The organism is Bradyrhizobium sp. Ai1a-2 (assembly GCF_000426245.1).
Taxonomy (GTDB): Bacteria; Pseudomonadota; Alphaproteobacteria; order Rhizobiales; family Xanthobacteraceae; genus Bradyrhizobium.
Genome location: NZ_AUEZ01000010.1, coordinates 107,980 through 122,374 on the forward strand (window position 1 = coordinate 107,980; position 14,395 = coordinate 122,374).

13 protein-coding genes are annotated in these 14,395 nt (G+C 60.6%); 8 read left to right on the forward strand and 5 right to left on the reverse strand.

The genetic code is table 11. From position 1 onward, the window contains the following. Window positions 1–16 precede the first annotated feature (16 nt). Window positions 17–994, reverse strand: coding sequence for a LysR substrate-binding domain-containing protein (locus K288_RS45145; RefSeq protein ID WP_051334450.1), 978 nt, complete (start codon window positions 992–994; stop codon window positions 17–19). Window positions 995–1,026: 32 nt separating this feature from the next. Continuing rightward, window positions 1,027–1,185 carry a hypothetical protein gene (locus K288_RS53580; protein ID WP_160168956.1) on the reverse strand — a complete coding sequence of 53 codons (159 nt, stop codon included), beginning with the start codon at window positions 1,183–1,185 and terminating at the stop codon, window positions 1,027–1,029. Between the two features lie 138 nt (window positions 1,186–1,323). On the opposite strand from K288_RS53580, the gene K288_RS0109985 reads away from it, so the two are divergent. Beyond that, the gene (locus tag K288_RS0109985; protein WP_027579419.1) at window positions 1,324–2,547 is read left to right on the forward strand and encodes an FAD-dependent monooxygenase; all 1,224 of its coding nucleotides are present in this window, start codon (window positions 1,324–1,326) and stop codon (window positions 2,545–2,547) included. Between the two features lie 133 nt (window positions 2,548–2,680). Further along, window positions 2,681–3,679 carry a tripartite tricarboxylate transporter substrate binding protein gene (locus K288_RS0109990; protein WP_051334451.1) on the forward strand — a complete coding sequence of 333 codons (999 nt, stop codon included), beginning with the start codon at window positions 2,681–2,683 and terminating at the stop codon, window positions 3,677–3,679. Between the two features lie 236 nt (window positions 3,680–3,915). Here K288_RS0109990 and gtdA read toward each other — a convergent pair whose 3' ends face one another. The 3 genes from gtdA to K288_RS45150 all read right to left on the reverse strand — a co-directional run bounded on the left by gtdA (window position 3,916) and on the right by K288_RS45150 (window position 7,659). Next, a complete protein-coding gene (gene gtdA, locus K288_RS0110000) occupies window positions 3,916–4,965 on the reverse strand; it encodes a gentisate 1,2-dioxygenase (RefSeq protein ID WP_027579421.1) in 1,050 nt (349 codons plus the stop codon). A 97-nt stretch (window positions 4,966–5,062) separates the two neighbouring features. Continuing rightward, window positions 5,063–6,256, reverse strand: a complete 1,194-nt coding sequence (locus K288_RS0110005; RefSeq protein ID WP_244443116.1) for a 3-hydroxybenzoate 6-monooxygenase — start codon at window positions 6,254–6,256, stop codon at window positions 5,063–5,065. Window positions 6,257–6,258: 2 nt separating this feature from the next. Beyond that, a complete protein-coding gene (locus tag K288_RS45150; protein ID WP_051334452.1) occupies window positions 6,259–7,659 on the reverse strand; it encodes an MFS transporter in 1,401 nt (466 codons plus the stop codon). A gap of 117 nt (window positions 7,660–7,776) precedes the next feature. On the opposite strand from K288_RS45150, the gene K288_RS0110015 reads away from it, so the two are divergent. The 6 genes from K288_RS0110015 (at window position 7,777) to K288_RS0110040 (ending at window position 14,340) form a co-directional block, all read left to right on the forward strand. Then, window positions 7,777–8,676, forward strand: a complete 900-nt coding sequence (locus tag K288_RS0110015; RefSeq protein ID WP_027579423.1) for a LysR family transcriptional regulator — start codon at window positions 7,777–7,779, stop codon at window positions 8,674–8,676. A 213-nt stretch (window positions 8,677–8,889) separates the two neighbouring features. Next, a complete protein-coding gene (locus K288_RS50460; RefSeq protein WP_084799538.1) occupies window positions 8,890–11,745 on the forward strand; it encodes an FAD-dependent oxidoreductase in 2,856 nt (951 codons plus the stop codon). 25 nt (window positions 11,746–11,770) lie between these two features. Next, on the forward strand, window positions 11,771–12,289 hold the full coding sequence (locus K288_RS0110025; RefSeq protein WP_027579425.1) for an aromatic-ring-hydroxylating dioxygenase subunit beta: 519 nt from the start codon (window positions 11,771–11,773) through the stop codon (window positions 12,287–12,289). Window positions 12,290–12,338: 49 nt separating this feature from the next. Then, a complete protein-coding gene (locus K288_RS54055) occupies window positions 12,339–12,641 on the forward strand; it encodes a hypothetical protein (RefSeq protein WP_027579426.1) in 303 nt (100 codons plus the stop codon). Then, complete coding sequence (locus K288_RS45155) at window positions 12,599–13,195, forward strand: FAD binding domain-containing protein (protein ID WP_244443117.1); 597 nt, start codon at window positions 12,599–12,601, stop codon at window positions 13,193–13,195. Before K288_RS54055 ends, K288_RS45155 begins: the two co-directional genes overlap by 43 nt. Before the next feature lie 23 nt (window positions 13,196–13,218). Further along, window positions 13,219–14,340: a 2Fe-2S iron-sulfur cluster-binding protein gene (locus K288_RS0110040; protein ID WP_160168957.1), complete on the forward strand. Its 1,122-nt coding sequence runs from the start codon at window positions 13,219–13,221 to the stop codon at window positions 14,338–14,340. Window positions 14,341–14,395: the final 55 nt, after the last annotated feature.

Sequence of the window (14,395 nt, forward strand, 5' to 3'; positions counted from 1 at the left end):
CGAGGTTTCGACGGCGTCAAAGCTGTTTCTCAGAGCGAGATACAGTTGAGCGTCGGCTTCCGTTGGGACCAGTTTGCCCACCTGCCGTTCGAAGTGCCGGAGGTGCTGACGTGCCTGCTTGCGTCAGGAGCCATGCACGAAATGCCGAGAGCAGGGGATTGTCGGCTTTCTCTTCCGGGCAGGCGAAATAGTACGAGCCAACGCTTCTCAACGTGAGGCTCGACAGCACCTTCAGCTTGCCGGAGGTCAACTGGTCGGAAATCAGGAATTCAGGAAGCAGGGCGATGCCAAGACCGGAGTTGGCTGCGCTGATCAAAGTGGATTGAATATCGAAGCGTGGCCCGCGGATCACATTCGTGCCGCCAAGTTCCGCAGCCTCGAACCAGCGACGCCATGCATCGGGTCGCGTGGCCAGATGCAGAAGCCGCAATTCGGCAACCTCACTCGGTCGCAGTTCGCCGCGCTTGCCGATCAGCGTCGGCGATCCGACCGGCAGAAGAACTTCGTCGAACAGATAGTCTGCTTGCGTGCCGGGCCAGTCGGGCTCACCGAAGTATAGCGCACCATCGAGAGCGGTCTCGCTGAAGAAGAAGCGCGTGTTGCGCGCACTCACGTTGACGGCGATGCCGGGATTCCGAGCATAGAAGTCCGGCAGGCGCGGAATGAGCCATTGGGTGCCGACGGTGGGCAGCGCCGCGATTTCCAGAACCGTGCCGTCGGCCTCGTAGCCCATGATCTCGAGTGTATCGCGCTCGATCCGCTCGATCGTCTGCGCTACACGGGTGCTGTAGGCTGTTCCGGCACGCGTCAGGGTGATCCGCTTCTTGATGCGGTGGAAGAGTTTGACGCCGAGCTGCGTCTCCAGCTGCGCGATCTGGCGCGACACCGCACTTCCGGTCAGCGCGAGTTCGCTGGCGGCACGCGTGACGCTGAGGTGCTTGGCAACCGCGCTGAAGGCCATCAGCGCGCCGAGGCTGGGTATTCTGCGGCGCATAGTTCGTTCCAAAAACGCAAGATATTCGTAGATTAAATTGTTTGCATGCCTAAACATAAGGCAACAAACTGGTACGGATGACGAAAGTCCATTGAGCGGCGGCCTTCATCAAGGCAGCGCCCATCAATGGCGTTGGGAATTTCAAACTGCAGCGCCAGCCAACCTGCAGGCGCTTCAACGATCAACTTCAAGGGGCATATCCGTGGCGGTCAACAAATTGCATGACGAGTTCCACACGCTCGACAGCGGCAGACACGTTGACTGGCGGCCTTGTTCGCGGAGGCGCCGATGAGAGCCGATGCCCGAAATTTCTGCAAGAGGTCTGGATAATGAGTAATGCGAAGCCTGCCGTCATCATCGCTGGGGCAGGGCCGGTGGGCATGGTGGCCGCGGCAGATATGGTGCGGCAGAACATCCCGGTTCTGGTGCTGGAGAAGAACGACCAACTGAGCAGCGAGTCGCGCGCATCGACGTTCCATCCGCCCACGCTGGACATGCTCGATGATCTCGGTTTCGCCAGCACCCTGATTGCGCAGGGCCTGAAGGCGCCGACTGTTCAATACAGTTCGTCCGAAGACGGCGTGCTCGGGACGTTCGACTTCGCGGCGATTTCCGATCTGGTGCGGCACCCGTTCCGCCTGCAGGCCGAGCAGTTCAAGCTAACGCGCATCATTCTGGATGCCTTGTCCGGCAACCCGCTGTTCTCGATCGCGTTCGGCAGCGAAGTCAGATCCATCAAGCAGACGAGCGATGCCGTCGAGGTAGTGGTCAGAGCCCAGGGGCGCGACACCATGCATGAATGCGCCTGGCTGATTGGCGCCGATGGCGCGAACAGCATCGTACGCCGCAGCCAGGACGTGGAATTCGAGGGCTTCACCTGGCCCGAGCGCTTTTTGGTGATGACAACCCCGGTCGATTTCACGGTGCTTCGCCCGGGTGTGTCGTCGGTCAGCTATGTCGCCGATCCCGAGCGCTGGTACTTCCTACTCCGCATCCTCGGAGCGTGGCGCGTGATGATGCCGGTGGCTGCGGAAATCTCCGATGCCGAGGCGCTCTCCGAAGACTATGTGACGGCGTCGATCCGGCGGATCGTTCCCGCCGAGATGGAGGCCCCCATCCTCCACACGACGTTGTATCGTGTGCATCAGCGCGTCGCCGCGAACTTCCGGAAAGGTCGCACCTTCCTGGTTGGCGACGCCGCCCATATCAACAATCCGCTCGGCGGCATGGGCATGAATGGCGGCATTCACGACGCATTGAACCTGACGGCGAAGTTGGGTTCGGTCATCAATGGTACGGCCAATGAGCGTGTTCTCGCCGACTACGATCTGCAGCGTCGTACGGTCACGATGCAGGCCATTCAGGGCGACACCATTCGCAACAAGAAGAATCTCGAGGCGAAAGATGAGGCGGACCGCGCGCGTTTCCGCGACGACATTCGCGCCGCGGCCGCCGATCCGGAAAAGGGGCGCGCGCTCTTGCGCCGAATTGCAATGCTGGACTCGCTCGAGCGGGCAGCTTCGCTGCATGTCGCCGCGGCCCACCAGGGATGATCACCAATTCTCTCTTGGACGATGTCGACGGTAACCGGCTTATCGGCCGGGTAAGAACCACGTCAGTGGACGCACCAGTGAACTTGGAGGAGTCAATGCCATGGTTCCCAGGATGTCATGCAGGATGTTCAGAATGCGAAGCAATGATCTGCCGATGAAGTGGGCGACGTTTATTTTGGCGGCACTGCTATCGCCGGCATTCTTCGGGGTGCCCGGCACGCTGGCGGCTGGATTCCCTGAAAAGATCATTACGATTGTCGTCCCGTATCCTGCCGGAAGCACCGCCGACGCGATTCCACGATTGGTGGGTCCGTTGATGTCCAAGTCGCTCGGTGTTCCGGTGATCATCGAAAATCGCGGCGGCGCAAACGGCTCGATCGGGGCGGTCCGCGTCGCTTCCTCACCAGCGGATGGCCACACGATCCTGCTTGCGACGACTGGCATGCTTACAATCAACCAATGGATCTATGAAAAGCCGACGTACAATCCTGAAAAGGATTTCACGCCGATCACCAACGGCGCTTCGACGCCGAACATCATCGTCGTCAATCCGTCGGTCAAGGCAAGCTCGCTGAAGGAATTGGTGGCGCTGGCCAAGGCTGAGCCTGGCAAGCTGACATTTGCTTCGGCCGGCAATGGAAGCACGAGCCACCTGTGCGGCGAGACCTTGAAGGTGCTCCAAGGCATTGATGCCGTTCACATACCGTACCAAGGAGCAGCTCCGGCACTCCAGGATGTTGTCGGTGGTCAAGTTTCTATGATGTGCGACAACCTGTCGAATGTTGTCCAGCAGGTGCAGAGCGGAGCGCTGAGACCAATTGTCGTGACCGCGCTTGAACGAAGCAAGCAGCTGACCGATGTGCCGACGTCCCCGGAAGCAGGATCACCTGATCTCCTCGCAGGCAACTGGTACGGCTTTGTTGCTCCATCGGCGACCCCAAAGGACGTGATCGAGAAGCTCAACAAGTCCATTGTGGAGGCCTTGCGAGATTCGACCGTCTCAGCTCGTCTGGAAGGCCTTGGTTTGACTGTGATCGCTGATGAGCCCGCCAAGTTCGGAGAAACCATCGCAAAGGATTCTGCGCGGATGGAAAATATTGTAAAGCGTGCAAAAGCAAAGGTTTCCAACTGACGCTGTCGATCAGAAGGCACCGATGATCCCGGTGAGAAGCACTTGCAGCACGAAGACGCAGGCTGCCGCTACGGCACCCAACGCCTGCAACCGCCTCTCGCCCACAGAAACGTGTGTGTGCCCGCGTCAAAACGCGCCCGCGCCCCTTGTAATCGAACAACACGAACGCCAACCGTGATATAATTCGAGCGTTTCTACATCCATTGACGTTTGCGGACTTGTCCAGCGTTTGCGGATCACATCCCGCTTCGGGCCTCATTGCTTCGCTGCTGCCGCAACAGCGCCAGCTTCTCGAGTGCGGCACGGTCGGAGTAGCTGAACAGCACGGCGTCGACGTCCGCTTCGAGCGTCGTCCAGGTCCAATTCGGAATGACGAAGATGTCGTGCGGGCCGAAGCTGAAGGTTCGGTTGCCGACATGCGCGCGGCCGCGCCCCTCGACCGCCATGACGATGGTCGATTCTGTGGATCGGTACGGCGCGCCAGAAAAACCCCTCGGCAGCAGCTGAATGAAGGCAGCGATCGTCGGCAGCACGAATTCCCCAGACAATGGATTGCTATATCTCAGCTTCAATCCGTGGCAGGGATCCCACTCGTTCGTCCTGCGAAGCGCTTCGAGCGCTTGCCGTGTCGTGTCGTACGGATACCGGAAAACGGGAGAATGAGACGTGCTCACGACAGGCTCCAAGGGCAGCAGTCCCGAACCGTAGCGTGCGCGGGAATCCTCGGCGGGCCTCGCTTCGGGATAGCGCCGCTCGTCGAATTCTTCCGAGAACGTCGCGCCTAGATGATTAACCAACGGGATATCAAGTCCATCGAGCCAAATCATTGGTCCCTTACTATCCTTGCCGTGGTCGTGCCAGAACCAAGCCGGCGTCAAAATCAGGTCGCCCGGATTCATGGAGGTCTTCTCACCGTTTATCGCCGTGTATGCACCGCCGCCTTCGATCACGAATCGCAAGGCTGATTGCGTATGGCGGTGAGCGGGTGCGATCTCTCCTTCCTTGATCATCTGAATCGCGCAGAGCAGCGTCTTTGTGGTCCCTCGCTGCAGGGCTGGGTTGTTCAGCATCAGGACGCGGCGCTGCGCTTCTTCCGCCGAGATGAGCTCGCCGGCTTCGAACAGCGCGGGCCGGATGTCGGCAGCGAAATCCCAGAACACAGGTTCGCAGTTCGCCACTGGCTCGCTGGGAACGGCCTCCGTCATCACCGTCCATAGCGGCGTCAGTCCGCGCTGCGCCATGCGCCCGTAATAGGCGTCGCGCATCCTCTGAAGATTGTCCGACATACTCGCCTCCTTGCTGTGTTACTCACGGATGCGTTGCATCAACCAGGCTTGCCCATGGGGCTTGCCTCAGGTGTGGATTTCGGGTCGGCGGGAATTGTCAGGCCGCGAGGCATGCGTCGGCACGCCAGCCATAGAGCCACTCCAACGCATCGTAGAAGCGCTCCGGCGTTCGACCCTTCCAAAGCTCGTTGCGCACGATCCGCTCCATTCCCTTGGCATGGATGAGCCGGCCGAACTCGCGCGCCGACAACACGGCGCGAGCGGTGCGGGCGATGCGGGACCGCTCGTAGAGGCCGAACGCCTGAGGCAAGTCGTCTGGATGGATGCGAATGGCGGCGCCGAGCGTCACCGCGTCTTCCAGCGTCATGCACGCTCCCTGGCCGAGATACTGCAGCATCGGATGCGCAGCATCGCCAAGCAGGGTTACATGACCGCTGCTCCAGCGATCGAGCGGTTCGCGGTCCGCCGTCGCCCAGCGTTTCCCACTATTCAGCAGCGACAGAAGTTGGTGCGGCCGCCTGTCGATGCCGACGAAGTGAGACAGAATCTCCTCCTGGCTGCCCTCAGTGACGCCCCAGGCTTCCTGCCTCTCGCTATGGAACGTGACGACCAGGTTGTATTGTTTTTGGTCGCGCAGCGGGTAATGCACTAGGTGGCAGTTCGGCCCTGCCCACACCACCGGCGCGTTTCCCTGCAGCTCGACTGGAAAGTCGCCGGCCTCGATCATGGCGCGATAGACGACGTCTCCTGAAACCCGCGGCGCGTCGCCGATTAGCCGCTGACGCACCGCCGACTTCACGCCATCGCAGCCGATCAGCGCGATCCCGTCATGGTGGCCGCCGTCGGCATCGATCGCGGTCACGCCGCGCGTGGTCTGCTCGACCTCGACGATGCGCATGGACGTGACGAGATCGACACGTCCGACCGCCTGGACGCTCTCAAGGAGGGCCATGTGCATGTCGGCACGATGGCCCAACGCATAGGGATTACCGAAGCGGCGGCGAAACGCTGTACCGACAGGAACGTCGGCGATCGGCTTGCCGTCGACCGCGTCCAACATCACCAGGCGGTCGGGATAGGTCATGTGGCTGCGTACTCGTTCGCCGACGCCGAGTGCGTCGAAGGCCGCCAACGCATTCGGCCCAAGCTGAAGGCCAGCGCCGATCTCTTCGATCGCGCTCGCCTGTTCAAGAATCTTGACATGGCGCCCCTCGTGCGCGAGCGCCAACGCAGCCGCAAGGCCGCCGATGCCGCCGCCGACGATGAGGATCGGCGCTTCTCGTCTAATCATGGTCACAGGGGCCCTCCGTTAGTTGTTTTGCATGCGACCGGCCGCAGATCGTCAGGGTAATTCGGGCTGAGACCACCATCCGCCGCGGGCGCAGTACCGAGTCCACTCCAGCGCAGCAGCATGGCTGCGGCTGCGGCGAACAGAGCGGGCACAGCCCACAAGAGGAAGATGCGATTGGGCGCAACCCCGCCGGCCAGCAACGCACCGATCACGAGCGGCCCGATCGCCTGCCCCGTCCGGCCGAGCGCCATCGCCCAACCGACGCCCGTCGCGCGCATCATGCTGGGATAGATCAGGACCGCGACGCCCAACAGCGCGGAACTTGCTGCACCGAGAGAAGCGCCTGACAGCGCCGCGAACAACCCGAGCAGGGTTAACGATCCGATGGCGTAGCCGAGTGACGACACGCCGACGGCGCCTATGCTGAACAGCAGCAACAAGACGATCCACGGATCGAAATAGTCTACAAGCCGCCCGCCGAGCGCTGTGCCTGCGACGCTGCCGAGATTGACGAGGAGCACGATCAGTGTCGCCTGTGATGCGTCGACCCCGGCTTGGCGCAACAGCGCAGGCGTCCAGAGCACGAGCGCGATCAGCAGCATGAAGCACATGGAGAAGGCGATCCACAGCAACAGCGTCGGCGCTCCGCGTCCGCCGGTGAACAGGTGCCGGAGCGGCAAGCGATCGGGTCGCTGCTCGCAATCGACGTAGAAGGTCCCGTCGGTCGGCGCGTCGGGCACGATCTGACGCACGATTTCGCTGACCTTCCGTTGCCCGTCCGGTTGCCGGACCAGGAACTGCAACGGCTCCGGAAAAGCCCAGGCGACTACGGCCGCCAGCAGTAACGGAATCGTGCCGCCGATATAGAAGAGGAAGGGCCAGCCAAGCAGTGGAAGGATTTGCGCGCTAGTCAATGCACCGATTGCGCCGCCAAGCGGGAAGCCGGCGTAGAGCAGCCCAGTCAAGAGGCCGCGGTTGCGCCGGGGCGTATATTCGGAGGAAAGAGCCAGAAGGTTCGGGATCGCGCCGCCGAGCCCGAGCCCGGTGAAAAAACGGCACAGGAGCAACCAAAAGAGATCAGGGGCATGGGGCGTGAGCAGCGAAATCAACGAAAAGCCAAGCACCGAGCCGGCCAGCACCCATCTACGGCCGAAGCGGTCGGCCAGTGGCCCAAGGCTGAGCGCGCCCAGCATCGCGCCGAGCAGACCGGCGGAGAAGACCTGCCCGAAGGCGGTGATCGGAATGTGCAGAGACGAGGAGATGGCTGGCGCCGCAAAACCAATCGCCTGCGTGTCAAAGCCGTCCATCAGAGCAATCAGGAAGCAAACGGCGACAATGCGGATGCGATAGGAGCCTAGCGGAGATTGATCGATAATCGAGGCAACAGTGACGTGATCCGTCATCGTCAGCTACTCCCGAGCATTTGAGTCCCGGCCTGCGCGGCCCCGCGCTTCTGGCTGGATATTCTCATCCCCATCTCATGCATCAAGCCGTTGGCCTGAATAACCCTGATAAGCTCGATGAATAACCTCGATCTGAATTTGCTCCGCGTGTTCGATGCCGTGTGGCGGCATGGGCATCTTGGACTGGCATCCAAGGAGCTCGAATTGAGTCAGCCCGCGCTGTCGCATGCGCTGAGGCGGCTCCGCGAGGCACTCGGCGATCAGCTGTTCGTGAAAGTTACGGGCGGGATGCAGCCGTCCGCACGTGCGGTCCGATTGGCACCGGTCGTTCAATCGATGCTGACGAGTGTGCGTGAGCAGGTACTCGCCGGGCCCGCCTTCGACCCCAAGCATGCGAGCCGCACTTTCACGATCGCGTTGGTCGACGTTGGCGAGATGGCGCTCCTGCCGAAGCTCCTGGGTCGCTTGATGTCCGAAGCACCGTCAATCGATGTCCGCTCGGTCTCGATGCCGCCCCGGGAACTGATGCTGGCATTGCAGCGGGGCGAGGTTGATCTGGCGATCGGCTATTTCCCGGATATCGATGGTGTCGACTTTCTCCAGCAACGGCTGTTTCAACACGGCTTCGTTTGCCTCGTACGCGCAGGGCACTCCGTGGTCCATGGCGCGCTGACGAAAAAGCAATTCCGTGAGCTGCCCCATGCTGTGGTGCAAGCCGAAGGACGAAGCCAGGAGATCGTGGAGCGGCATCTGAAGCAATTCAGGATACGGAGGCGGCAACTGTTGCGCTCGCCGCATTTCCTGAGCATCCCGATGGTCATCGCATCAACGGACCTCGTTGTCACGGTGCCGCAGCCCGTCGGCGAGGTGTTTGGGCGGATCGTCGAACTCCAAGTGCTGCGGCCCCCTTATCCGTTCCCTTCCTTCGATATCAAGCAGTACTGGCATCGCTGTCAGCACGCGGATCCTGGAAATCGCTGGCTGCGCAACATGGTCGCTGATCTGCTCGCGGAGTAATTGCGACCACGATTGAAAATCTGGCGCAAGCCGACGGATTCCGTTTGGTGCCAAAATAATCAGTATATATCTCAATCGGTTGCGGATTGATCGAAATATCCGGGCCAACTGTCGTATTTACCCCGGTATTTGATAGTCAAATCCCCGTGTCGCAACCATCTTAAAAGGATGTATACTGATCAAAATTGCAAAGTCGTTGAAGAGGGGGAACCCATGGCGTGGCGAGAGGTCATTTCTTTGGATGAGCTTCAGCCAGACGCGGCCAAAGGCGTCGAAGTTGAGGGTACGCCGGTTGCGCTCTACCGCCTGGCCGAGGAGGTCTTCGCAACACACGGCATCTGCACTCACGCTCTGGCTTTTCTCGCCGACGGGTTCGTCGAGGACGGGAAAGTCGAGTGTCCGCTTCATCAAGGGCTCTTCGATATACGCTCGGGAAAGGCTTTGTGCGCGCCGCTCACGAAGGATCTTCAGACCTATGCGGTAAAAATTGAAGGGCGAAAGGTCTTTGTCGATCTGGAAGCCAGCGGCAGCAAAAGCCCGAACGCAAACGACAAGCAGTCTGGAGCTCTAACGCCAGCCACGCCGGGACGGGATCCGGTTATCGTGGTCGGCGCCGGTCAAGCTGCGGCCGCAGCGATCAGGGCGCTTCGTGAAGGCGGTTACGCGGGCCCTATCGACCTCTTCGGAGACGAACGCCATCCTCCGTACGAGCGTCCGCCGCTGTCGAAGGATGTCCTCCTCGGAAAGGCGACTCTCGAGTCGTGCACTCGACTGACGGATTCGGAACTCAAAGAGTTGAAAATCACGCCTCACCTCGGACGTCGAGTTATAGGTATCGAGCCCAAGAGCAAGAAAATTCGGACCGAGAGTGGCGAGGAGCGAGGATACTCGTCTCTGTTGCTGACCACCGGCGGTGTGCCGCGCCGGCTCGCGATTCCCGGCGATGACCTCCCGGGGGTTCACTATCTCAGGACGGTCGAGCACGCCGCCGCGATCGGGAAATCTTTCTCAGTCGCCAAGAAGGTTGTCATTGTCGGTGGCGGCTTCATCGGCATGGAGTTGGCGTCCGTTGCATCGTCGCTCGGGCTGTCGACTGTGGTTCTTGAGCGCGAAGGCGAGCTTCTGAGCAGGGTTCTGCCACCGTTCCTCGGAAAGGCGTTCCGAAATCTCGCGGAAAGCCACGGCGCTATCGTTCGTTGCGGCACGTCCGTTCAAGCGATCGAGCGCACGAAATCGGGGCTGCTGGTCCGCACGACGGCTGGCAATTTCGAGGCTGACACCGTCTGCATCGGGGTGGGATTGGTTCCGGAAACGGACTTGGCTGCACAAGCTGGCTGCGAGCTCGATAGTGGCATTGTGGTGAACGTCGAGCAGCGAACGAGCGTGCCTGACATCTGGGCTGCCGGCGACTGTGCGCTTCACCACTCAACCCTTCGCGGTCGTCGGGGTCGTCTCGAGAGTTGGCACAATGCGGAGGAGCAGGGGGCGGCCGCGGGTCGGTCCATCGCCGGTAGCACCTTGTCGCCTCGGGGCAATCCGCAACCTTGGTTCTGGACTGACCAGTTCGGTCTCAACATCCAAATGCTCGGGGTTCCCGCGGCAGACGACAAGATCGCGTTGGGTGGGCCCGAAGGAAAAAGCGGCGCCGTCTACTGGCTGTCCGATCCGTCGACCGGTGAGCTTACGAGCGTCGTCGCATTCTCTGCTCCGGCTGCCATCCGAAGCGCCCGGAAGTACTTCGAGGAAGGCGGCAAGTTCGATGCGGCCAAGGCCGGGGCCACACTCATTGAGGAAAATACCAACGAGGAGAGCAGTGCCGTGCAGACCGTATCATCGAAGACTTCGAAGGACTTTGTCTGGCCGTCGGAAGGGCTGACGCGCGTTCCCGACTGGGTCTACACGGATCGGTACATCTATGAGCGCGAGATCGAACGGATATTCCATGGCCGCACCTGGAATTTCGTAGCGTTGGCGAGTGAGGTTCCGAACGTCGGCGATTTCATTCGTTCAAACGTCGGCCCCACACCGGTGGTTGTGTCGCGCGCCGAAGACGGCTCGATCCATGTATTCGAGAACCGCTGCATGCACCGCGCGGCGGAGTTCTGTCGCGAGCTCAGCGGCAATGCCAAGGAATTCGTGTGCCCCTATCATCAGTGGTCCTACGATCTTAAAGGCAATCTTGCCGGCGTGCCGTTCCGCCGCGGGGTCGGCGGAAAGGGCGGGATGCCCGCGAGCTTCAAGCCGTCGGAGCACGGTCTGAAGCGGCTGAAGGTGACGGAGCACCGCGGCGTGGTCTTCGCTTCGTACTATGAAGATATGGAGCCGCTCGCCGAATATCTCGGTCCCGAAATTCTCCGCGAATTCGAGGCCACGTTTGACGGACGCAAACCGAAGGTTTTGGGACACTATCGTCATAGCCTGCCCGGCAACTGGAAACTATACCACGAGAACTTGAAGGATCCGTATCACGCGACCCTTCTGCATACATTTCTCGTGACGTTTGGGCTATTGGTGGCGGGTAACAAGTCGTCAATGATCTCCGACAGCTCTGGTCGCCACGGTGTGATGGCATCCGCGAAATCTGACGCGAGCAAGCTCAACAGCGATACCAAGAAGGAGATGCGTGCTTACAAAGAGGGCATGACTCTGGAAGAGCCGCGCTTCATGGATTTCGTGAACGAATTCGATAGCCCTTGGTCCGTCACCATGGCGACGATCTGGCCGAACCTAATCATCCAGCGAGAAATGAACACGCTCGGCGTTCGACAGATCGTCCCGACCGGCCCCAACGAATTCATCATGAAGTGGACGATGTTCGGATTCGAGGGGGACGACGAGGACATGACGCGGCACCGGCTGCGTCAGGGCAATCTCATGGGCCCGGCAGGATTCCTCGGGCTTGAGGACAATGAAGCGATCAAGTTTGTGCAGGACGGCATGATCAGCGTTCCGAACGGCAAGCACGTCGTCGAACTTGACCCAGGCGTCATCGGCACCTCCGATACGCTTATCTCCGAGGCATCGATCCGCGCGATGTACCAGCACTGGCGCGCCGCGATGGATCTCTGATCTACTCAAGCACGGGATCATTCTTATGTTGGCCAAGAATCCGGCAGGCGCAAACGTCGATCTGATCGGCGCGATGCTTCTTCGCTACGAGATCGAGCAGTTCAATTCAGTCTACGCCACGGCGCTCGACGAGCAGCGCCTGACGGACTGGGCAGACATGTTTGCGGAAGATGGAGCGTACGTCGTTCTGTCGCGCGAAAACGAAGACCGCAAGCATCCGGTCGGGCTGATCTATTGCGAAAACCGAGGGATGATACGCGATCGTGCCTTCGCTCTCCAGAAAACCGCAATGTTCGCACCCCGATACCTCCGCCATATCATCAGCAACGTTCAAGTAACGGGGCAGAGTGCCGGTGGCGAGATCAGCGCCAGCGCGAACTACATCGTGTTGCAGGTCCTGTTCGACCGACCCGACGCGAAAATTCATCAGATCGGAATCTACAAGGACATCTTCAGGCGTACCGAGGCCGGGCTCAGGCTGGTGCAGAGGCGCTGCGTCTACGACAATCTTCTGGTCGACAACGCACTCTGCATCCCGGTCTAGGCAGAGGGCGTATAGTCGCGCGATTTCCGAACTTTCCGATGGAGCGACGATGAGCAAAAGCGATACGTCAGGCGAGGGAATCGGCGCCCGTGTGAGGCGCAAGGAGGATGCCAGGCACCTCAGAGGCAGAGGTCAGTTCGTCGCTGACATCCATATGGCGGAGCTTCGCGAAGTCGCGTTCTTGCGCAGTCCTTCGGCGCATGCGCGCGTCGTGTCGAAAGTGAAGCCGGCCGAGCGCGCAAATGACACGTTCTTCGGCGAGGATTTGAACGGGGTTTCTCCATCGGCGCCGGTTGGACGCATGCCGAAATTGAGGACGGAGTCTTTGAAGATCCAACCCAGGGGCTTCTGAAATTTGTGGCTCACGGAATCGCATATCGCGCTATTCGCAACCGAGGCACGATGGGCGGAAGCCTCGCTCACGCCGATCCCGCCGCGGATTGGGTGTCGACGCTTGCCGCGCTCGGCGCTGTCATCGTCGCGCAGGGTACGGCCAAGCAGCCCAAGCGCTACGCCGCGGAGACGTTCGTCGAGGGCGCGTTCATGACAAAGCTCGGGGAGAACGAAGTCATCGTCTCGATCGAAGTGCCGCGTCTGTCGACGGCAGCCAAGTGGGCCTATCACAAAATCAACCGCAAGACCGGGGAATTTGCCAACGCCATCGGGATTGCGATCCTCGATCAAAAAGCTGGCCTGACGCGCGTCCTGGCCGGTGCGGTGGATGGACCTCCAATCGTTCTGCCCAAGACTGCCGATCGGCTGAACGAGATGGGTTGGGAAGCCGCGTCCAAGACGGTTTCCGATGAACTGGCCGAGATCGCACCAGATACGGATATTGAAGACCGCGAGCTTCATGCTGTCGCTGTGAGACGTGCCTTGAAACAGTTGGGACAGGAGCACGATTGATCATGGTTCGAGTGGCGATGTCCGTGAACGGCGAGAAAGTGGTCGCCGAAGTCGAGCCGCGCACGCAACTGGCCGACTTCCTGCGAGGCGACCTCCATCTCACGGGCACGCATCTGGGCTGCGAGCAGGGCGTGTGCGGAGCCTGCACGGTTATGGTCGACGGAAAGATGCAGAGGTCGTGCATTACTTTCGCTTCCGACTGCGAAGGCGCTGAGATTACGACGATCGAGGGTTTCGACGACGATCCAACGATGGGTGAACTGCGCGAAGCGTTCTCCGAATGCCATGCTCTGCAATGCGGCTTCTGTACGCCGGGCATGTTGACGACCGCGCGGGATATCGTTCTTCGGCTTGGCGACATCCCGGAAACCCGTATCCGTGAAGAACTCTCCGGAAACATCTGCCGTTGCACCGGATACGTCGGAATCGTCGAGGCCGTGAAAAGAGTGTCGGCAGGCAAGACCGCGAACGCAAGTGCCGCGTCCGCACGGGTCATCTCGAGGAAGCTCGATAGTGGAAGGCCGTTGCCGGATGCAAAGTCTCGGCAGGTCACTAAATCGGTTTCGGCGGCCGACACGCCAGCCGCAGGTCAAATCGAAGGCGGCGTATCGATCGAGGAACGCATCCGTGTCGGCGCGACACCCGCGCAGGTGTGGGCGATTCTTTCGGACTTGCAGCGCGTCGTGCCATGCGTTCCCGGCGCCGAGATCACGACACTCGAGGGCGAGAACCTCGCCGGCAAGGTAAAGATTGCCTTGGGGCCGATCAAAGCATCGTTCAGCGGTCAGGCCTCGGTCGGCATGGACGATGGCAAGCGCGAGGGCTGGATGACCGGGAAGGGCCGCGATTCTGGGCTCGGGTCATCAGCCGAGGGAGCGGCACGTTGGAAGGTCATCGACGGCGCTAACGGCGATTCGATCGTCGCCGTTACCCTTACCTGGAAGCTGAGCGGCGCCTTGGCACAGTTCAACCGCGCCGGCCTCGTACAGGACATTGTCCGCAGGCTCGCCGCTACGTTCGCAGCAAATCTTGAGGCAACTATCACGGGCGCTGCACCCGCGGCGAAGCCGGGAGCCGCCCTCGGAGGCTTCGGCCTTGTGTGGGCGGTCATCAAGAGCAAGTTTTGGCGGTCGCCCAAAGATTAGAGCGGATCTGCATTCATAAGCCGTATACGGGGTAAAGCAAGCTTATATACGCAGT